This window comes from Propionibacterium sp. (assembly GCF_047719395.1).
Taxonomy (GTDB): domain Bacteria; phylum Actinomycetota; class Actinomycetes; order Propionibacteriales; family Propionibacteriaceae; genus Propionibacterium.
Window position 1 is genome coordinate 27,675 of record NZ_JBDNTB010000016.1, and the last position, 19,325, is coordinate 46,999.

Sequence of the window (19,325 nt, forward strand, 5' to 3'; positions counted from 1 at the left end):
TGCGATGTTCAACCTGAGGGCGATCTTCAACTGGAAGGCCATCGAGGTACTTGACATGGCTGTCGGCTTCATCGGCTTCTTCGCGGCGGCCATCTTCGTGGTGACCGTCGCGATGGAGCTGACCGGCAGACCGGCCCTGGGCTGGGCCCTTGCACTGCTGGCTCTGGTCATTGTGCTCGCGGCCCTGCTCGAGCTGCGCCACCGGTTGCTGGCCGCCGAGGCACACGGCGGTCCGCAGATCTCCACCCGCTGGGGCGGGTCCCTGCGCGCCTATCACGAGTTCCACGGCGAGGACTGAACCGCGTCCAGGGCTTGCCCGACGCCGCCCTCCAGTCAACATCCACAGGTCCGTGACGACACACAGGTGGTGAGATGTACGCCACGAACCCTTCGTTTCCACGCCTGGGAAACCCCCGGAGCGGGCAGAGTGGACACTCACCGAACCGCGGGCCAGTAGGGCGCCGTACACCATTGGGCACGACACGCCCATTAGGCCGGACCTCAGCAATCTGCCGCCCCAAGGCCGACCTATTCATGCCTACACCCGACCGGACGCCCCCTCTAGAGTTCATCGAAGATCGGCGTGGATCAACGCGATCCCATGGGGGGAGGGCAAGTGAACAGGTCTGCAATCATCTTGACTCAGCTCGAGACCTCTTTGTCCGCAGACCCCCAGGCCCTTGCCCAGCGCTTCGGAGTGAGCATCAAGACAATCGCCACCAACATTGCCCAGCTCAACCGGACCCTGGGAAGCGCCGCATCAATAAGGCTGCAGCGTGATCGGTACCGGCTCCTGGTGCTCGATGCTGACGCTTTCCTCACGATCCGCGACAGGATTGTCAACGACACGCCAACCCTGAGCGACAGGGATCTTCGTGAGGTATACATACTCGCCCGCCTCATGCGCTCGGAGGAGCCGATCTCGATCGAGCAGTTTGCACTCAGCATGAATGTCGGACGCACCACCGCGGTCTCCGACCTCAGCAGACTGCGCAAACGGCTGACCGAGTACGACGTCCATATCGAGGGGCGTACCCATGTCGGGCTGCAGCTGACCGGCCCTGAACTCGGCATCCGGATGGCGGTCCTGCGCTTCGCCTTTGCGCACGCCTATCAGCACTACCAGCTGGGCGCCGAACTCGAGCGTGCAATTCTGCAGGCACTGAACTCCTACCAGCTCAGTCATGAGCTCCAGGGAACCCTGCACCGCTGGACCACGATCATGCTCGATCGATATCTCAACGAACATCCGCTCGGCGAGCTGCCAGTCCAGTACCATTCCCTGACCGGTGGCCATGCCCACGAAGTGGCCCTCGCGATCGCCCAAAGCATTGAGCCCTTCATCGGTGAGAAGCTCCCGGATTCGGAAATCCTGTTCCTCGCCGTCCCGGTGTCAGGAATGCGCACTCCCACTAGCGAGGAAGCCACTCCGGATCTGCCGTCAACAGCGGGCACCAACGAATTGGTCGAGCACTTGTTCGAGCGGATCCGGCAGACCATGGATGTCCAGATCGATCCCTCTGACCTGGTCGAGGAATTCACCCACCACGTCGCATTCATGATCAATCGAATGCGCTACTCACTGCACATCGACAATGCCGTCGCCACCGACCAGATCAAGGAACAATTCCCAGTTGCCTTCCGAATGGCCCGCATCGCTGCCGCAGTCATCGCCGAAGAGACCGGTCTGGTCATGGACGACACCGAGCTGGCCCTCGCCAGCACCTATTTCCAGGTCTTCCTCGAGGATCTCGCGGAGCGTCGTCACGAGGACCTGCGGGTCGCGATCGTCACCGACCGTGGCCCCGGCGCGGCCCACCTGCTCCACCTCCAACTGAGCAAGGTGCTGCCGGTGGGGACGCGCTTCACTCTGTGGCCTTCGATGGGGCACTCCCCCGAACTAGACCATTACGACCTCGTCGTGAGCACTCCGGGGCTGCATGTCGTCACCACTGCCCCGTCCATCGAATTGTCCGAGGTCTTCGCCCAAGAAGGTCTGCTCCGCAAGCTCGACGCCATGCGCCTGACCTCCCCCAGCGCGCTGTCGCGCCCCACCGCATCTCCGGCGAGCACCCTGTTGTCATTCATCGACGATGATCGTCTCGTCACGCTGCCCGCGGACACCCGCTACTCCGATGCCGTGGACCTGCTCGTCTCCGAACTTGAGGACCGCGGCCTGGTGGCCCCGAGCTTCCGAAAGGCTCTCGCCGAACGCGAGCAGCGCTCCAGCATGATCATCGCGGACGGTGTTGCCTTCCCCCACTGTGTCGCCCCGGATGCCACTGAGCTCGTCTGTGCACTGGGGCTCGTGCCCCGCGGTGACGAGGAGCCAGGGCTGCGTCTCATCTTCCTGATGGCGGTGCCGGATAAGCAGAACTACGACGACTCAATCCTCATCCGCGTCTACGACGAGGTGATCCGGCTCTCCGACAAGCCGGCCATCCTCAACAAGATCTCCCGCTGTACCAGTTACGAACAGCTTTTCTACCTGATGGAAAGCGCTTCCCAAGAGTCAGTCAATTAGGGGACACCATGTTCTGGACCATTGCCATCGGCTTCGCCGTCATCTATGCAGTTCAAACCGTGACTGCCCTCTTCCAAGCGAAGAACTTCATGGCCAACTTCACCAGGCTCCGTCGCCTGGGTCCGGTTGCGATCGGGAAGAAGAAGGGGCTGTTCACCGCCGGCGCCATCGTCCTCTTCCTGCTCGACGATGAGGGCAACATCCGCGAAGGCGCCCGGCTCAGCGGAGTGACCGTGCTGGCACGCTTCCGTGAGTTCGATGCCTATGACCACCAGAGCATCGTCAACATCAACCCGCTCACCGACAAGCGCTTCACCAAGGCGCTGCGCCAAGCGGTGGCCAATGCCCGCGAGAACTACGCAGTGGTCCACGCGGGTGGAGTTCCCACTGAGCCCGCCGCGCCGCTGAATCAGATCGGCCACCGCATCAAGGGCTTGTTCCACCGCAATGTCGCGGCGGCATGACCCCGGTGGCCGGAAACACCCAGACCAATGAGATGAAATAAACCCGCTTCATCTCATCCGCAATATCAGAAGTATTTTCGAAAGGAAATCACATGGACATCCTTGTCCATGCCGCTGAATGGTTCATAGGACTGTTCAAAGCAGGCGGCACAACCTTCATGGGTTGGATGACCAGCATCGTCCCGCTCGTCCTGATGCTGATCATCGCGATGAATTCACTCATCCAGTTGATCGGCGAAGACCGCATCAACTCATTCGCTGGCAAGGCTGCCGGAAACCCGATCAGCCGCTATCTCTTGCTCCCCTTCCTCGGCTCGTTCATGCTGGCCAATCCCATGGTGCACAGCCTCGGCCGGTTCCTGCCCGAGCGCTACAAGCCAAGCTATTACGCGAGTGCCGCACAGTTCTGCCACACCAGCAACGGAATCTTCCCGCACATCAACCCCGCCGAGTTGTTCATCTGGCTCGGTATCGCACAGGGAATCACCGCGCTCGGACTAAACACCGGTCCGCTGGCTATTCGATACTTCCTCGTCGGCCTGATCATGAACTGCCTCGGTGGCTGGACCACCGACCTCACCACCGCATGGGTCAGTAAGCAGCAGAACGTGACCCTGAGCAAAGTCTCAACACTCAAGGGCTGATAACACATGGCTGAATTCCATACCATCACCGTGGAACACGGATCTGGCGGTTACGGTGGCCCATTGACCATCACCCCCACTCCCGAGAAGAACAAGCTGGTCTACATCGTGGGCGGCGGAATGCGCCCCGATGTCATCGACGAGATCGCCCAGCTGTCAGGCGCCGAACCCGTGAACGGCTTCGCCACCACGGTGCCTGACGACCAGACCTTCGCTGTGGTGATCGACTGTGGCGGAACCTTACGCTGCGGCATCTACCCGAAGAAGGGCATCCCGACGATCAACGTGATGCCCACCGGCAAGACCGGACCGCTCGCCAAATACATCCATGAGAGCATCTACGTCTCCGCCGTGGACTCTCCACAGGTGCACCTTGCCGACGGATCCGCCGCTCCGGCTGTGGCCCAGATGGCATCTGTCGGCGGCGCCGAGTCGGCCACCGCCCCGACCACGGTCGCCCAGGACAAGACCGACGAGGCCTCCTCGGCACAGGGCGACTGGAGTACAGACAAAAAGATCTCCGAGACCATTGCTGCCAAGAGGCAGAAGACGATCCTGGAGAAGATCGGCCTGGGCGCCGGTCGCGTCGTGTCGATCTTCTTCCAGGCCGGTCGCGACGGTGTGCAGACGATGCTGAACACGGTCATTCCGTTCATGGCCTTCGTGGCCATGCTCATCGGCATCATCAACGCCTCCGGCTTCGGCAAGTGGTTCTCCCAGATCCTCAGCCCACTGGCCGGCAATGGCTGGGGCCTGATGGGTCTCGGCCTCATCTGCTCGCTGCCGCTGCTGTCCCCGCTGCTGGGGCCGGGAGCCGTCATCGGTCAGATCATCGGTACTCTCATCGGCGTGCAGATCGGCCAGGGGCACATCCCGCCGCACCTGGCACTCCCGGCACTGTTCGCCATCAACACCCAGAACGGCTGTGACTTCATCCCCGTCGGCCTCGGCTTGGCCGAAGCCGAAGCCGAAACGGTCGAGGTCGGTGTTCCGTCGGTGCTCTACTCGCGCTTCATCAACGGTGTTCCGCGCGTGGCCGTTGCCTGGCTGGCCAGCATCGGCCTGTACAGCTGAACCACGCAATACTCCGTCCCCAACCGAAAGCAGGAAACATTGTGTCCGAGATCTACCACACCACGGTCACCAAGGCGGGCGCTGGCGCCGAGGATTTCCTCAGCGAGCGCATGTTCGTGACATTCGGTCCCGAGGCTCCAGCATCGTTGGTGGAGTTCTGCTTCATTGTCGACGTCAAGCCTGTGACCGGCGACATCAAGGCCGGCCAGACCCTGACCATCGACGGTAACGCCTACCCCATCACAGCAGTGGGTGACGTGGCCAAGCGAAACCTGAATTCGCTGGGTCACGTGACGATCGCTTTCGACGGTGCCACGGCTCCGAAGATGGAGGGGAACATCCACATTGAAGTCACCGACAATCCGCCTGCACCCGAGGTGGGCAGTCAGTTCTCCATTGAGGAACCGTGATCCATCAGAGGGCCGTGGTCAATGACCCGCTCGGGCTACATGCCCTGCTCGCGCAGGAGCTCGCGGCGCTGGCGGCTAGCTTCTCCAGCAGCCTCTACCTGCGCCACGAGCTCCGCACCTGCAGCCTGCGGCACCCCATCGACCTGCTGGCCATGGGGATCCCGAGTGGTGCAGAGATCGAAGTCTGGGCGGACGGGGTCGATGAGCGAATCGCCCTTGCGTCCGTCACGACCAGAATCAGCCGACCCTCTGATTGACGGCTCGATTCGAAAATTCACCAATTCCATTGAACAGTAAGGCATATCAACGATGTCAAATGATGCAATTGAACAGGGACTTGCAAAAGCCTCCGACACAAAGATGGTCGAGGTGGGACGAGGAGTTCTCGCCCACACTGGCCAGCTCCTGAAGGACGCCTTGTTCTCCGACGGGACCCCAGCCATGCTCGTCGCCGACGAGCGCACCTGGGCGGCTGCGGGCGAGCGGGTCAACAAGGAACTCGCGACGGCCGGTGTCACTGTGCTCGATCCGATGATCTTCCCGGGCACCCCCGCCCTCTACGCCTCCTACGAACACTGCGTGGCGATCCGCGAGACTCTCACCACCAACGGAGCACGCGGGGTGGCCATCGGTTCCGGCACACTCAACGACCTGACCAAGCTCGCCTCGGGCGAGCTCAAGCGTCCCTACGCCGTCGTCGGCACGGCCGCCTCGATGGACGGTTACACCGGCTTCGGCGCCCCGATGAGCCAGAACGGCGTGAAGACCACCATGCCGTGTCCGGCACCTGCTGCGGTTGTCTTCGATCTGGACGTGGCCGCCAAGGCACCCAAGGTCATGACCGCCTCGGGCTACGGTGACCTGTCCGCCAAGATCCCCGGTGGAGCCGACTGGATACTCTCCGATGCCATTGGCATCGATCCCATCGATCCGCTCGCCTGGGAACTCGTCCAGGGCGGTGTTCGTGACGCACTGTCGAACCCCAAGGAGCTCGCGGCCGGCCAACCCGACGCCTACCGGGGCTTGGTCTCCGGGTTGCTGCGCTCGGGTCTTGCGATGCAGGTCTACCGCGGCACTCGTCCGGCCAGTGGTGCGGAGCACTACTTCAGCCACATCTGGGAGCTGTCCCACCTCGGCGTGGAGCTCGATCCGCCGCTGTCGCACGGCTTCAAGGTGGCGATCGGCACGCTGGCCATGAGCGCCTTCTATGAGCGCTTCCTGGCTCGTGACCTGACCACCCTCGACGTCGACGAGGCTGTTTCGAAGTGGGCTCCCTGGGACGTCGTGGAGACCGACATCCGCAACCGCTTCAGCGGCGCGCTCGCCGACAACGCGGTGAAGCAGACCAAGGTCAAGTACGTGGATCCCGAGGGCCTGCGCAAGCGCCTCGAGACCTTCATCGGGGTCTGGCCGGAGCTACGCACCAAGGTCGAGGCCCAGCTGCTGCCCGCACGCGAGCTGCAGTCTATGCTGCGGGAGGCCGGCGCCCCGGCGGTGCCCGAGGACATCGGCATCGACGCGAAGCGAGTCCAGGAGACCTTCCCCCTGGCCATGTACTATCGCTCGCGCTACACCGTCCTCGACGTTGCCCGTGAGGCCGGCTGGTTCGACTCACTCGTCGGCGAGGTCTTCGAGGCCGGGGGTCTGTGGACGTGAGCAAAGCACCGGCTCAACTCCGGCGTCCCAGCGGCTTCTACGATGCCTACATCTTCGACCAGGATGGCACCATTTATCTCGGGAGGAATCTGCTCCCGAGAGTCGAACGCACGATCAACACCCTGCGGGCGAGGGGCCTTGCCACTCGCTTCCTGTCGAACAATCCGACCAAGGATCCTCAGCAGTATGCAGACAAGTTGGATGCGCTCGGGCTGACCACGCCTCTCGGCGACATTGCGAACACCGTCGTCACGACCGTGAGTTGGTTGAAGAAACATCGTCCGGATGCCGTGTTGTTCCCGATCGCGGAGCAGCCGCTCATCTCGGCCCTGGTCGAGGCGGGTTTTCGGATCAGTAACAATGCCGACGAGATCGACATTGTCATTGCCTCCTATGACCGCACCTTCACCTACGCTAAGTTACAGATTGCCTTCGACACGCTGCAGCACAACGAGAAGGCCATCCTCGTCCAGACGAATCCGGACCGCTACTGCCCATTCCCCAATGGTCGAGGTGAGCCAGACTGTGCTGCGATCACTGCGGCCATCGAGGCTTGCACCGGTGTCAAGTGCTCGGTGAACTTCGGGAAGCCGAGCGCCATCATGGCCGAGGAGGCCATGCGCGGCATCAATGTCGACCCTTCCCGGGTCATAATGGTCGGGGACCGCCTACACACCGACATCGCGATGGGCAAGCAGGCCGGCATGGCCACGGCGATGGTCCTGACAGGTGACAGCACGCTCGGTGATCTGGAGACGTGCGAGCCGTCTGCCCGGCCGGACTTCGTGCTCGAGCACTTGGACGGACTGATTCCCGAGGACGCCGAGGAATTGGCACAGCAGTAATTGCATCTGAGATGCCGGGTGTTTCTGCCGCGGTGGATGTCGTTGGAGCGACGTTTCGCGGCAGATGCGCCCGGTATTCTTGCCCCCATGGATACCAATGGTGCTTCCAGTGGACCTGTGCTGTGCGTCGACGCAGGCCAGACCGGCACCCGCGCCCAGCCACGCGTCGACGGTGTGCAGGTGGATCTGTTCGAATACGTCGGAGTGTTCAACGACCGCCCCACTGTGCCGCAGCTCGCAGAGCACGTGAAGAAGGCGCTGCGCCAGACCGAGGTCGACTGCCCTGTGGTGTCCATCGGTTCGTCCGGGCTGAAGGATGATGCCGACCCGAACGAACTGCTCACGCTGCTCGAGGGCACCGATGTGCACAAGGTGTTGCTCGCCCACGACTCCACCACGAGCTATCTGGCAACCGTTGGCGACCAGCCCGGCGTGGTGGTGGCCGCCGGCACAGGCGTGGTCATCCTCGCGGTCGGGCGCACCAAGGTGGCCCGCGTCGACGGCTGGGGATATCTCATCGGCGATGCCGGCTCGGGCTACTGGATCGGCAGGGCCGCGCTGGATGCCGTCATGCGCGCCCACGACGGACGTGGCGAACCGACCCAGCTCAGCGAGCACATCGAGCAGGACTTCGACGACATCGAAACGGCCTACCTGGACCTCCAGTCGGACAAGATGAAGGTCAGCCGGATCGCCTCCTACGCCAAGATCGTCTCGGCGCTCGCTGGATCTGACGCGACGGCGCTGCGGATCAGCCAGGATGCCGCGACCGAGCTCGTGCATTCGGTGACCTCCGGGCTCACCAGGGTCGATGAGGCGGACAAGCCGGACCCCACGGTCGGGGTGGTAGGCAAGGTCTTCCGCAACACAGTGCTCGAGAAGCACTTCGAGAAACTGCTCACCGAACGCTTCCCCCAGGTGAAGCTCACCGAGGGCCGTGGCGACGGACTGGACGGCTGCTATGCGATGACCCAGCTGTCACCGAAATCAGCGCTGAACCAGCGGGTGTCCACGGCCACCGTGTAGGTGGCTCTGCCTTGGTGGTGGGAATGCCGTGGTGGTTGTTCCCCCGGCTCGCCAGCCCGGTGGTCAGCCTGCGAAGCCCCAGGCCGTTCGTGTTTCTCAGACCCGGGCGGACAGGAAGGACTTCACCGACTCGAAGAACAGACGTCCATCGGTGGAGCCGGAGACCAGCGGATCGACATTGTGCTCGGGGTGCGGCATGAGGCCGACCACATTGCCGCGCTCGTTGGTGATACCGGCGATGTCGTCGCACGAGCCATTGGGATTGCCCACGTAGCGGAACACGATCTGCTGGTTGTCGTTGAGCTTCTGGAGTGTCTCGTCGTCGCAGACGTAGTTGCCTTCACCGTGCTTCACCATGATCGAGATCTCGGCCCCACGGGTGAAGGAGCAGGTCCACGTGGTGTCGTTCGTCTCCACCCGCAGACGCTGCTCGCGACAGACGAAGCGCATGTGCTCGTTGCGGGTAAGGGCACCGGGCAGCAGGTGGGACTCGCACAGCACCTGGAAGCCGTTGCAGATGCCGAGCACGGGCATGCCCTTGCCGGCCGCGGCGATGACCTCGTCCATGACGGGGGCGAAGCGGGCGATGGCACCGCAGCGCAGATAGTCGCCGTAGGAGAAGCCGCCCGGCAGGATGACGGCGTCCACGCCGTCCAGCGAGTCGCTGGCGTGCCACAGGCTCACCGGCTCGGCGCCGCACAGTCTGACGGCGCGCAGCGCGTCTTGATCGTCGAGGGTGCCGGGGAAGGTGACGACGCCGATTCGCGCCACCTCAGTTCTCCTCGATGTGCACGGAGAAACTCTCGATGACGGTGTTGGCAAGCAGTTTCTCCGCTGCCTGCTTGATCTCGGCGAGGCGCTCGTCGGTGACGCCGCCCTCCACCTCGATCTCGAAGCGCTTGCCCTGGCGGACGCTCAGCCCCCCGAAACCCATCCGGATGAGTGATCCGGTGATGGCCTTGCCCTGGGGATCGAGGATCTCGGGCTTCGGCATGACATCCACTACAACACGCGCCATGGGCGACAGCTTATCGGAGCGGTCGGTGGTGGCCGTTCGCGGTGACCGAGGACTGTTCGGCGTTGACTGGGGAGGCGAGTCAGAAGTGTCGGCGTCAACTCGTGTCAGGGGCTCCCGTCCATGGGGCTGCGACGCCCTGGCAGGGGGTCCCGCCATCCATGCCGAGCAGTTCTCGGAGCTCGATGGCCCGCTGGCCACTTGTCCATGCCGAATCGGGCACCGCGCGTCGGCAACGACTCGGATTGGCGCTGGGGCCCTGCCGAAAGCATGCGGTGCGCTGCGTGGCCGGCTGTTGGGGACCAGACTGTGAGTGTGGAGAGATTCACCATCGGCGATGCCGCCGAGCTGGCCGGAGATGTCGGTCCCGACCCGCGCCTCATCGGGGTGCTCGCCGAAACCGCCGGGCGGGTCGACACCGAGCGGCTGCGTGCCCGGTTCGCCGCGGCGCTGGTGGATCTGCCCGTGCTGCGCCGCCGGTTCGTCCAGCGCGGGCGCAACACCCTGGCCGCCCGCTGGGAGACCATGGACTGCCCGGTCGAGGAGCATGTGCTCGAACTGGATCTGCATGAGCCGGATGGGCACGCGGCCGAGGACGGGGTTGCCGCGCTGCGGGCCTGCGAACGGCTCTACGCCGAGGGTCTTCCCGAGGACCGGCCGATGTGGCGGGTGACGGTACTGCATGGCACCCGGCGCGACCACCTGCTCTTCCTGGCGCACCACGTGCTGCTGGACGGGACGGTGGCCCAGCCAGTGCTCGGGCGGCTGCTCACCGATCCGGTGGCACCGGGTGAGTTGCCGCCGCTGCCCACCCCGGCGGAAACTCCCGGCTCCACGGCAGCCGCACCGCCCCGCCGGCTCCCCCTGCCTCGACTGCCCCTGGGTTTGCTGGCCGGGATCACGCACCGGGCATCGGCCAGCTCGCTGCTGTCCCCCATCAGCCAGGGTTTCCACCTGGTGACTCTCGGCCTGCCGCTGGCGGAGGTGCACGACGTGGGTCACCGGGCAGGTGCGACGGTGAACGACGTGCTGCTCGCGATGGTGGGCATGGCCATCCGCCAGCTCGCCGCCTCGCGGGGCGAGCACTTGAGGAGGGTGGTGATGAGCGTGCCAGTGACACGTCCGGCACCCCTGGATTCGCAGGGCACCCGCAATGCTGTTGGCGCATTCGCCATTGCCGTACCGGAACTGCAGCCGGGCGAGGCGAGCGCCCAATATCTGGCGCGGCTGGCCAAGCTGACCAGGCGCCGCAAGGCACTGGTGCACGGCTTCTGGGCAACTCCGGTGTTCTCGCTGGGCCTGGCGGCCCTCGGCGGGCTCGGCCTGTACCGCCCGCTGTTCGAGCGCCAGCACGCGATCACCACGCTGGTGACGAATCTGCGCGGCCCTGCAGGACCCCTCTCGGTGGATGGGCTCCGGATCACATCGCTCACCCCGATCAGCCCGGCACTCGGCAATGTCTGCCTGGTCTTCGCCGCGCTGAGTTACGCCGGGCAGCTGCGGATCAGCGTACGGCTCGACCACTCGGTGTGGCCCGACGAGGCCCTACTCGTGCAGGCGCTCGAAGACGCCTGGTCTTGGCTGGGCACCAACAACTCGCTCTGACCGGGCGACACGTGGCAAGGGACGAGGCAGAGCCCACCACCGAGGCAAGCGTTTTCGGTGCGGAATGGATCCGGGCCCGGAACCCTCAGACCCTCCGGCGGCGCAGGGCGTGCAGCGCAATGAGCGTGCAGACCACCATGCAGGCGGTGGCGACCAGCAGTGCCACGTGCGAGCCGGCGGTGAAGGCATCCACCGCGGCGCCGCGTGCGGAATCACCAAGGACCGACCCCACGTTCGAGATGCGTCCGCCCACCACCGAGGGCAGCAGCGAACTTGCCTCGGCCTGCACCTCGTCAGGCATGCCGCCCACGGTACTGGCCCAGTGCCGACCGGTCACCAACGCTCCGATGGCTCCGAGCACGGCCAGGCCCACCGACGAGCCGATCTGCCGGCTGGCATTGAGCACACTGGACGCCGAACCCGCGAAGGCGGCAGGAGCATCCGACATGGCCAGATGGGTGGCAGTGGGGATCATGATGCCGGGCCCCAGGCCAAGGCAGAAGAAACCCGCCAAAGTGAGGGGAAGCGGCGTGCCGGCGGTGACCATGCTGAGCAGCAACGTGCCCAGCGCCTCGATGACCGCGCCGATGGTGATGATCCCGGCTGCGGGCAGACGCCGGTTCAGCCAATCGGCGTACTGCGCGCTGACCACGAAGGGGATGTTCATGAACAGCCAGGTGAGACCGGTGGGCAGCACGGCCCAGCCCTTGACGTTCTGATACATCAGCGTCATGTAGAACATGCCGCCGGTGAGCGCCAGGAAGTTGAAGAAATAGGCGAAGATGCCGGTGACGAAGCCCAGTGATCTGAACAGTCCCAGCGGCATCATCGGGGATGGCGCGACTCGTTCCCAGCGCACGAAGACGAAAAGCAGGAGTATTCCGACGATCAGCGAGGGAAGCACGACAGGGTAGGTCCACGAGTGCGAGGACGCAGTGATGAGGCCGTAGGCGATACCCACAAGGCCGAGCCCGGTCAGCACCAGGCCTGGCACATCGAGGGACCCCTCGAAGACCCGCGGCGACTCCCTGACGAAGCGGAGCGTGAAGTACAGCGTCACCAGGCCTATCGGCACGTTCACCCAGAACACGGCCTCCCAGCTGAAGCGCGAGAGCAGCAGGCCGCCGGCCAGCGGCCCCATGCCGAAGCCCAACCCGCCGAGTGAGCCCCAGACGCCAATGGCCTTGGCGCGCCGGGTGGGAGGAAACGCCAGCGTGACGATGGACAGGGTCAGCGTGACCATGAGCGCGCCACCGAGGCCTTGCACAGCCCGGCACAGCACCAGCGCGGTGGAACTGGTGGACAGTGCGCAGCCGATGGAACCGATGGTGAAGACCACCAGGCCGATGAGAAACCATCGCTTGCGGCCATAGCGGTCACCCAGTGCACCGCCGAAGGGGATGAGCGCGGCAAGGCTCAGCGCATAGGCGGAGATGATCCATTCCAAACCGCTGTTGTCGAGGTGCAGCTCGCGCTGCATCGAGGGCAGGGCGATGTTCACGATCGTCACGTCGAGCATGATCATGAACTGGGCGAGGCACATGGCCACCAGCGTGAAGGTGCGGATCCGGGACTCTGCCCGCTCCGCAGGCTCAGGGTGAGGCCCCTTGCCATGGCCTTCTTCAGGTGGATCGTCCGGTGTTTCGCTGCTGCTCACGGGCCCAACAATAGGGACTTCCTCACACATTCAGATGGGCCCAGCGGGCTCTGACACCGCCGATCACTGTGATACTGAGCGCCATGCACAACCGGGCTCGTGCCCGCGATCGGGCCGGCACGACCCAAGCCATACCGCCAGCTGGTGCAGAGCAGAACTGCTGTTCGCAGGGCGCAGCTTTCGCGCGTTCACACCCATCCCATGCCACCGGACCGGAGCTGGCTGCCTCCCCTCAGATCGTGAGGGTTGCCCCGGTGATCTTCTCGAAGGCTTCCAGGTATCGGGCGCGAGTGGCGTCCACGATCTCCGGTGGAAGCGCTGGGGGACGCTCGCCCGAGGCTCGGTCCCAGCCGGAGTCGTTGAGCAGCCAGTTGCGCAAGTACTGCTTGTCGAAGCTCTCCAGACGGCCCTCGCCGTAGGCCTTGGCGTCCCAGAAGCGCGAGGAATCGGGGGTGAGCACCTCGTCGGCCAGCACCACCGTGCCGTCGGCGCGCTTGCCGAACTCGAACTTGGTGTCGGCGAGCACGATGCCGCGCCGGCGGGCGATCCGCTCCGCGTCGGCATAGATGCGCAGCGTGAGGTCTCGGATGGTGATGCCGTCGTGCTTGCCGGTCGTTTCGCACATGGTCTCGAAGGACACGTTCTCGTCGTGCTCGCCCATCGGCGCCTTCGTGGCCGGGGTGAAGATCGGCTCGGGCAGCTGTGAGCCGTCGTGCAGGCCCTCGGGCAGCGGGATGCCGCAGATCGTGCCGGACTCCTGGTATTCGACCCATCCCGAACCTGTGAGGTAGCCACGCGCCACGCATTCGACCGGGAGCATGTCCAGTTTCTCCGCGATGATCGCGCGGCCCCGCACGGCTTCGGGAACTTCGGTGCCGACGACATGGTTCTCAACGATGCCGGCGAGCCTGTCGAACCACCACAACGACAGCTGGGTGAGCACGATGCCCTTCTCAGGAATCGTCGAGTCGAGCACGTGGTCGAAGGCCGAGATGTTGTCGGTGGCCACCATGAGAAGCTTCGAGTCGTCGTCGGGCAGCGCATACATCTCGCGCACCTTCCCGGCATTGATGAGCGGAAGTCCCAGGGATGCGTACTGTGCGTCGACCACGGCCACAGACTACGCGAGCCAGCCGGATCGGGACCGCAAGGTCATCGGGCACACTTCTCCCCCGAGTTGTCCTGACGCGAACCGGATGGCTGTACTGCCCCAATTCCCACCCGGGAACAGAGAGTCCACGGCAGCAAGATCCCCGCAAAGCCTCCTCGCTGGTGGCTGATCTTCATGGCCGAGTCCGGCCGACGCTGTCGTCTGCTCACGGTGTACGAGAACCGGGGAGAGATACTCGCCAGCCGGACAGCAGAAAAACGCTACTTCGACCTGCACCCGACAGACCTGATCGGTCCCCTGCAGGGCCGGCTGCTCATCGAGTGGTCGCAGGACACGGTGAACTGGGCGAAGCGAGGCGCAAGGGCCACGCACTTCCCGGTCATCGAAATCGCCGACCCGCAGATCGTCGATTTCCCGGGCTACGACAACGTGCTGCTCAGCTACGGTCAGCTCCAGAAGATGGTCGTCGACTCCCGCTGGATCCGCTGGCAGACCGCGCTCAGCGCCGTGCAGGGCATCTACCTGATCGCCGACGCAGAGGAAGGGGAACTCTACGTGGGCAAGGCGGACGGTGGCGAAAGGATCCTCGGCCGCTGGACCAGCTATGCCCACGACGGTCATGGCGGCAATGTCGCCATGAAGAGGAAATTCGGGCTCAACCGGAACTAGTGCCAGCCCGGATGCCCGGCGTCCGCGGGGTCTCCGGGCTCAGAGCAACGCGCCCGGCCGGTAGGCGGCTGCCTGCGGGTCAGCCTCGACCAGTGGTGCCACTGCATCGATGACCTGCTGCACCTGATGGCGGGCGGCACCGGTCAATTCCAGGGGTGCGCTGACAAGATGCGCGAGTTCGTCGCGCGACAGCGGCAGCCGGGAATCGGCGGCCAGCCGGTCGAACAACGGATTGACCTTGGCGCCGGTCTCGCGCAGCTCCAGGGCCACGGCCACCGCGTTCTCCTTGATCGCCTCGTGGGCATCCTCGCGTCCGACGCCCTTGCGGACCGCCGCCATGAGGATCTTGGTGGTGGTGAGGAAGGGCAGGTAGTGATCGAGCTCGGCCTGGATCATCGCGGGGAAGGCACCGAAGTCGGCGAGCACGGTGAGGAAGGTCTCGAAGAGCCCGTCGATGGCGAAGAAGGCGTCGGGCAACGCCACGCGACGCACCACCGAGCAGGACACGTCCCCCTCGTTCCACTGGTCGCCGGCGAGCTCGCTGATCATCGACAGATATCCGCGCACCACCACCGAGAGCCCGTTGATGCGCTCGCAGGACCGGGTGTTCATCTTGTGCGGCATCGCAGAGGAACCCACCTGGCCGGGCTTGAAGCCCTCGGTGACAAGCTCGTTTCCGGCCATCAGCCGGATCGAGGTGGCCATATTCGAGGGCGCCGCGGCGGTCTGGACGAGCGCGCTCAGCGCGTCGAAGTCGAGGCTGCGCGGATACACCTGGCCGGTGGATCGCAGCACATGCCGGAATCCCAGCCCAGTGGCGATGCGCTTCTCGAACACGGCAAGCCTGGACTCGTCGCCGCCGAGCAGGTCGAGCATGTCCTGGGCGGTGCCCATCGGTCCCTTGATGCCGCGCGCCGGATAGCGCCCGATGAGATCGTCGAGCCGCGCGTGCGCGATGAGCAGCTCGTCGGCGCAGGTGGCGAAGCGCTTGCCGAGCGTGGTCACCTGGGCGGCCACATTGTGCGAGCGTCCGGCGATCGGCTGGTCGGAGTACTGCGCGGCCAGCTCGGTGAGCCTGGCCAACGCCGTCACGGTACGGACGCGCACCAGCTGCAAGGAGTGCAGCACCTGCAGCTGCTCGATGTTCTCGGTGAGGTCGCGGCTGGTCATGCCCTTGTGGATGTGCTCGTGCCCGGCCAGCGCGTTGAACTCCTCGATACGGGCCTTCACATCGTGGCGGGTGATCCGCTCGCGCGCTGCGATGGACTCCAGGTCGACATTGTCGATGACCCGGCGGTAGTCCTCGATGACCTTGTCAGGATCGTCCCCGCCGAAGTCGACGCCCAGATCGCGCTGGGCCTCCAGCACGGCGATCCACAGTTTTCGCTCCTGCACGACCTTGTGTTCGGGTGACCAGATGTGCTTCATCTGGTCACTGGCGTAGCGGGTGGCGAGCACATTGGGCACTGTCATCGAGAGTTCTCCTCGTAGTTCTTCGTGGTGGCACCGGTCCTGGCACGCTGCGGCCTCGTCTCAGGTCACGTAGCGCACCTGCACGACCAGTTCAGCCCAGCCGTGCAGAAATCATCTTCAACCGATCCGGCGATGCGATGTCGCGACGGCAGAATCCGTCAGCGAAGTCAACCTCGTCGATGTAGGCATATGCCCTTGCCCGAGCCTGTTCCAGGTCGTCCCCACGGGCGACGACGACCAGCACCCGGCCACCGGCGGAAACCAATTGGCCCTTGTCATCGAGGGCGGTCCCGGCATGGATCACGTGCACCGATTCCGGCTCGGGCGGCAGCACGATCGGACAGCCCTTCTTCGGCGAGCCCGGATAGCCGTCCGAGGCCATCACCACGCAGACGCAGGCCCCGGGGAGCCGCCCGAAGGACGGCATCTCGTCCAGGTGCCCTGTGGCCGCGGCGTACAGCAGCTGGCCCATCGGCCCATCCGACAAGGGCAGCACCACTTCGGTCTCGGGGTCACCGAAACGGGCGTTGAACTCGACCACGCGAGGGCCTGCGGAGGTGAGCGCCAGACCCACGTAGAGCAGCCCCGCAAAGGGGATGTCCAGTGTGCGCATCCGTGCCAGCGTCGGGTGCACAACCTGTTCCATCACGGTGTCGACGGTGCCCTCGGGCAGCCACGGCAGCGGTGCATAGGATCCCATGCCACCGGTGTTGGGGCCCTCGTCGCCCTCGCCGACCCGCTTGAAGTCCTGAGCCGGCATCAATGGCACGGCGGCGGTTCCGTCGGTCACCACGAACAGGCTCATCTCCGGCCCGTCGAGGTACTCCTCAATGACCACGCGCTCGCACTGTGCGGCATGGGCGAGCGCTGCCTCGCGGTCGTTGGTGACGACAACTCCCTTACCAGCGGCCAGCCCGTCCGCCTTGACCACATAGGGCGCGCCGAACTCGTCAAGGGCAGCGGCAGCTTGCGCGATGCTCCTGCACGCCCGGAACCGCGCAGTGGGTACCCCAGCGGCGGCCATCACCGACTTCGCGAAAGCCTTGGAACCCTCCAGCTGTGCGGCCCCGCGACTGGGACCAAAGCAGGCGATTCCGGCCTGGCGTACGACGTCGGCAACCCCACCGACCAGTGGTGCTTCCGGTCCGATGACCACAAGGTGAGCACCGATCTCGCGGGCGAGCGCCGTCACGGCTGCGCCGTCGTTGATGTCGACCGAATGATTGGTGGCGAAGCCCGCGGTGCCCGGGTTCCCAGGGGCCGCATGCACGGCATTGACGGCGGGATCATGGGAGATGGCCAGCGCGAGAGCGTTCTCGCGCCCGCCACCGCCGAGGACGAGAACGGTCATGCCCTCAGGAGCGTGAAAAGTCACGGCTGAAGTCTATCGACCCAGGTCTTGTTGAGCACCGGTGGCGGCGGACCTCCCATCGTCCCTTGTGACACCGAAACGACAGAGAACTCCCCCCGGCCAGCCATCAGCCCGGCAGGGAGCTTCACAGCAGCCCTGTCGGGCATCCACAAAGTGGCTCGGTGCGGACGGCTCTGCCTCAGACCAACTCGTTGATCACGATCGTCTGCTCGCGACCCGGGCCCACCCCGATGCCGCTGATCTGGCAGCGCACCCGCTCCTCGAGGAAGTGCACATAGGCCTGGCAGGTGGCGGGCAGCTCGTCGAAGCTGCGGGCCGCCGAGAGGTCCTCGGTCCAGCCAGGCAAGTACTCGTAAACGGGCTTGGCTACAGCCAGCTGCTCGGCGGTCATCGGCCACACCGAGGTGCGCTCCCCGTCCACGTCGTAGGCGGTGCACACCGGGATGCGATCCCAGCCGGTGAGCACGTCGAGCTTGGTGAGGAAGATGTCGGTGAGACCGTTGATCTGGGTGGACTCCTCCACCGAGAGGGTGTCGAACCAGCCGCAGCGACGCGGACGCCCGGTGGTGGCGCCGAACTCGCCGCCGTCGGTGCGCAGCCGCTCGCCATCAGCGTCCAGCAGCTCGGTCGGGAAGGGGCCCTCTCCGACTCGTGTGGTGTAGGCCTTCGCGATGCCGACCACCCGGTCGATGCGGGTGGGGCCCACCCCGGAACCGGTGCAAGCGCCGCCGGAGGTGGGATTCGAGCTCGTCACATAGGGGTAAGTGCCGTGGTCCACGTCGAGGTGGTTGGCCTGGGCGCCCTCGAAGAGCACCACCTTGTTGTCGTCCAGCGCCTCGTTGAGCTTGCGCGCGGTGTCGACGATGTAGGGCTTGAACTGATCGGCGTAGCTGAGCAGTTGATCGGCGACCTGCTCGGCGTCGATCGGGCGATGGTTGTAGATCTTGATGAGGATCTGGTTCTTCTGGTCGAGGCTGGCCTCGACCTTCTCGCGCAGCCCGGTCGGGTCGAGCAGGTCCTGCATGCGCAGACCGATGCGATTCACCTTGTCGGAGTAGGCGGGGCCGATGCCGCGGCCGGTGGTGCCGATCCGGCGCTTGCCGGCGAAGCGCTCGGTCACCTTGTCAAGGACCCGGTGGTAAGGGGTGATGATGTGCGCGTTGGCCGACAGCAGCGGGTGCGGCACCTGCACATCGCGGGCATCCAACTCGGAGAGCTCCTGGCTGAGCACCTCCAGGTCGACGACCACGCCATTGCCGATCACCGTGGTGCAGTTCGGGTTCAGGATGCCGGACGGCAGCAGGTGCAGCACGAACTTGTCGCCGTTGACCACCACTGTGTGGCCGGCATTGTTGCCGCCGGAATACCGGACGCAATAATCAACCTGCTCCCCGATCTGGTCGGTCACCTTGCCCTTGCCCTCGTCGCCCCACTGGGCGCCAACAACGACGATGCCTGGCATGTACCTCTCCCTGATCTGCTGGCCGGGCGACAGGGGCCCGAACAGACATCAAGCCCGTTGCGGGCATCTGGAGATGCGCCATGCAAATGGGCTCTTGCATGAAGATTCTAGCTGTTGAGCGGGTTGCGGCCACCTCTGCGTCAGCGGTACGCAGAACCGGATCCGGCGGCCGCCAGGCGTGTGCACCATCCGTCACATGGTTGAGCCGGACAAAGAGGTGGGGGGGGGGGGGGGGGCGGGCCCCCCCCGCGTGGTTGAGGGGCCCCGCGCACAGCTCCGTCGCCCCCACCCACACAACAGGGGCCCGGGCGCACCCCC

Annotated in this window: 17 protein-coding genes and 2 pseudogenes; 12 read left to right on the forward strand and 7 right to left on the reverse strand. The window is 65.0% G+C overall.

What is annotated here, in order from left to right; all coding sequences use genetic code 11:
* Positions 1-4 precede the first annotated feature (4 nt).
* The 10 genes from ABF648_RS04410 (at position 5) to ABF648_RS04455 (ending at position 8,643) form a co-directional block, all read left to right on the forward strand.
* The gene (locus ABF648_RS04410; protein WP_415631080.1) at positions 5-298 is read left to right on the forward strand and encodes a hypothetical protein; all 294 of its coding nucleotides are present in this window, start codon (positions 5-7) and stop codon (positions 296-298) included.
* Positions 299-616: 318 nt separating this feature from the next.
* Positions 617-2,524 (forward strand): BglG family transcription antiterminator, encoded by a 1,908-nt coding sequence (locus ABF648_RS04415; RefSeq protein WP_415631081.1) that lies wholly within the window; start codon positions 617-619, stop codon positions 2,522-2,524.
* Positions 2,525-2,532: 8 nt separating this feature from the next.
* Positions 2,533-2,988, forward strand: coding sequence for a transcriptional regulator GutM (locus tag ABF648_RS04420; protein WP_415631082.1), 456 nt, complete (start codon positions 2,533-2,535; stop codon positions 2,986-2,988).
* A 92-nt stretch (positions 2,989-3,080) separates the two neighbouring features.
* Positions 3,081-3,632 carry a PTS glucitol/sorbitol transporter subunit IIC gene (locus ABF648_RS04425; protein ID WP_415631083.1) on the forward strand — a complete coding sequence of 184 codons (552 nt, stop codon included), beginning with the start codon at positions 3,081-3,083 and terminating at the stop codon, positions 3,630-3,632.
* A gap of 6 nt (positions 3,633-3,638) precedes the next feature.
* Entirely contained in the window at positions 3,639-4,706 is a 1,068-nt protein-coding gene (locus ABF648_RS04430; protein WP_415631084.1) for a PTS glucitol/sorbitol transporter subunit IIB, read from the forward strand.
* Between the two features lie 41 nt (positions 4,707-4,747).
* A complete protein-coding gene (locus ABF648_RS04435; protein ID WP_415631085.1) occupies positions 4,748-5,116 on the forward strand; it encodes a PTS glucitol/sorbitol transporter subunit IIA in 369 nt (122 codons plus the stop codon).
* Positions 5,113-5,373 carry an HPr family phosphocarrier protein gene (locus tag ABF648_RS04440; protein ID WP_415631086.1) on the forward strand — a complete coding sequence of 87 codons (261 nt, stop codon included), beginning with the start codon at positions 5,113-5,115 and terminating at the stop codon, positions 5,371-5,373. The genes ABF648_RS04435 and ABF648_RS04440 overlap by 4 nt, the downstream gene beginning before the upstream one ends.
* A gap of 52 nt (positions 5,374-5,425) precedes the next feature.
* The gene (locus ABF648_RS04445) at positions 5,426-6,772 is read left to right on the forward strand and encodes a sn-glycerol-1-phosphate dehydrogenase (protein WP_415631087.1); all 1,347 of its coding nucleotides are present in this window, start codon (positions 5,426-5,428) and stop codon (positions 6,770-6,772) included.
* Positions 6,769-7,617, forward strand: a complete 849-nt coding sequence (locus tag ABF648_RS04450) for an HAD-IIA family hydrolase (RefSeq protein WP_415631088.1) — start codon at positions 6,769-6,771, stop codon at positions 7,615-7,617. Before ABF648_RS04445 ends, ABF648_RS04450 begins: the two co-directional genes overlap by 4 nt.
* A gap of 87 nt (positions 7,618-7,704) precedes the next feature.
* On the forward strand, positions 7,705-8,643 hold the full coding sequence (locus ABF648_RS04455; RefSeq protein WP_415631089.1) for an N-acetylglucosamine kinase: 939 nt from the start codon (positions 7,705-7,707) through the stop codon (positions 8,641-8,643).
* A gap of 96 nt (positions 8,644-8,739) precedes the next feature.
* On the opposite strand, the gene purQ is transcribed toward ABF648_RS04455, so the two are convergent.
* The gene (gene purQ, locus ABF648_RS04460) at positions 8,740-9,414 is read right to left on the reverse strand and encodes a phosphoribosylformylglycinamidine synthase subunit PurQ (RefSeq protein WP_415631090.1); all 675 of its coding nucleotides are present in this window, start codon (positions 9,412-9,414) and stop codon (positions 8,740-8,742) included.
* A gap of 1 nt (position 9,415) precedes the next feature.
* A pseudogene (purS, locus tag ABF648_RS04465) lies at positions 9,416-9,676 on the reverse strand (phosphoribosylformylglycinamidine synthase subunit PurS); the annotation flags it as partial.
* A 297-nt stretch (positions 9,677-9,973) separates the two neighbouring features.
* On the opposite strand from purS, the gene ABF648_RS04470 reads away from it, so the two are divergent.
* Positions 9,974-11,263: a wax ester/triacylglycerol synthase domain-containing protein gene (locus tag ABF648_RS04470; protein ID WP_415631091.1), complete on the forward strand. Its 1,290-nt coding sequence runs from the start codon at positions 9,974-9,976 to the stop codon at positions 11,261-11,263.
* 85 nt (positions 11,264-11,348) lie between these two features.
* Here ABF648_RS04470 and ABF648_RS04475 read toward each other — a convergent pair whose 3' ends face one another.
* Together ABF648_RS04475 and ABF648_RS04480 are read right to left on the reverse strand one after the other, a co-directional pair.
* Positions 11,349-12,920 carry an MFS transporter gene (locus ABF648_RS04475; protein WP_415631092.1) on the reverse strand — a complete coding sequence of 524 codons (1,572 nt, stop codon included), beginning with the start codon at positions 12,918-12,920 and terminating at the stop codon, positions 11,349-11,351.
* A 250-nt stretch (positions 12,921-13,170) separates the two neighbouring features.
* Positions 13,171-14,007: pseudogene (locus ABF648_RS04480) on the reverse strand (phosphoribosylaminoimidazolesuccinocarboxamide synthase); the annotation flags it as partial.
* Positions 14,008-14,205: 198 nt separating this feature from the next.
* Here ABF648_RS04480 and ABF648_RS04485 point away from each other — a divergent pair.
* Positions 14,206-14,700: a hypothetical protein gene (locus tag ABF648_RS04485; protein ID WP_415631093.1), complete on the forward strand. Its 495-nt coding sequence runs from the start codon at positions 14,206-14,208 to the stop codon at positions 14,698-14,700.
* 39 nt (positions 14,701-14,739) lie between these two features.
* On the opposite strand, the gene purB is transcribed toward ABF648_RS04485, so the two are convergent.
* The 3 genes from purB to ABF648_RS04500 all read right to left on the reverse strand — a co-directional run bounded on the left by purB (position 14,740) and on the right by ABF648_RS04500 (position 19,007).
* Positions 14,740-16,173 carry an adenylosuccinate lyase gene (gene purB / locus ABF648_RS04490; RefSeq protein WP_415631094.1) on the reverse strand — a complete coding sequence of 478 codons (1,434 nt, stop codon included), beginning with the start codon at positions 16,171-16,173 and terminating at the stop codon, positions 14,740-14,742.
* Positions 16,174-16,264: 91 nt separating this feature from the next.
* Positions 16,265-17,524, reverse strand: coding sequence for a phosphoribosylamine--glycine ligase (purD, locus tag ABF648_RS04495; protein ID WP_415631097.1), 1,260 nt, complete (start codon positions 17,522-17,524; stop codon positions 16,265-16,267).
* A 199-nt stretch (positions 17,525-17,723) separates the two neighbouring features.
* Complete coding sequence (locus tag ABF648_RS04500) at positions 17,724-19,007, reverse strand: adenylosuccinate synthase (RefSeq protein ID WP_415631095.1); 1,284 nt, start codon at positions 19,005-19,007, stop codon at positions 17,724-17,726.
* Positions 19,008-19,325: the final 318 nt, after the last annotated feature.

What these genes read in the sequence shown, in the direction of transcription:
- ABF648_RS04410 (WP_415631080.1), top strand. Translation starts at nt 5, where the DNA reads ATGTTCAACCTGAGGGCGATCTTCAACTGGAAGGCCATCGAGGTACTT.
- ABF648_RS04420 (WP_415631082.1), top strand. Translation starts at nt 2,533, where the DNA reads ATGTTCTGGACCATTGCCATCGGCTTCGCCGTCATCTATGCAGTTCAA.
- ABF648_RS04445 (WP_415631087.1), top strand. Translation starts at nt 5,426, where the DNA reads ATGTCAAATGATGCAATTGAACAGGGACTTGCAAAAGCCTCCGACACA.
- purD (WP_415631097.1), bottom strand. Translation starts at nt 17,524, where the DNA reads ATGACCGTTCTCGTCCTCGGCGGTGGCGGGCGCGAGAACGCTCTCGCG.
- purB (WP_415631094.1), bottom strand. Translation starts at nt 16,173, where the DNA reads ATGACAGTGCCCAATGTGCTCGCCACCCGCTACGCCAGTGACCAGATG.
- ABF648_RS04430 (WP_415631084.1), top strand. Translation starts at nt 3,639, where the DNA reads ATGGCTGAATTCCATACCATCACCGTGGAACACGGATCTGGCGGTTAC.
- ABF648_RS04455 (WP_415631089.1), top strand. Translation starts at nt 7,705, where the DNA reads ATGGATACCAATGGTGCTTCCAGTGGACCTGTGCTGTGCGTCGACGCA.
- ABF648_RS04485 (WP_415631093.1), top strand. Translation starts at nt 14,206, where the DNA reads ATGGCCGAGTCCGGCCGACGCTGTCGTCTGCTCACGGTGTACGAGAAC.
- ABF648_RS04425 (WP_415631083.1), top strand. Translation starts at nt 3,081, where the DNA reads ATGGACATCCTTGTCCATGCCGCTGAATGGTTCATAGGACTGTTCAAA.
- ABF648_RS04500 (WP_415631095.1), bottom strand. Translation starts at nt 19,007, where the DNA reads ATGCCAGGCATCGTCGTTGTTGGCGCCCAGTGGGGCGACGAGGGCAAG.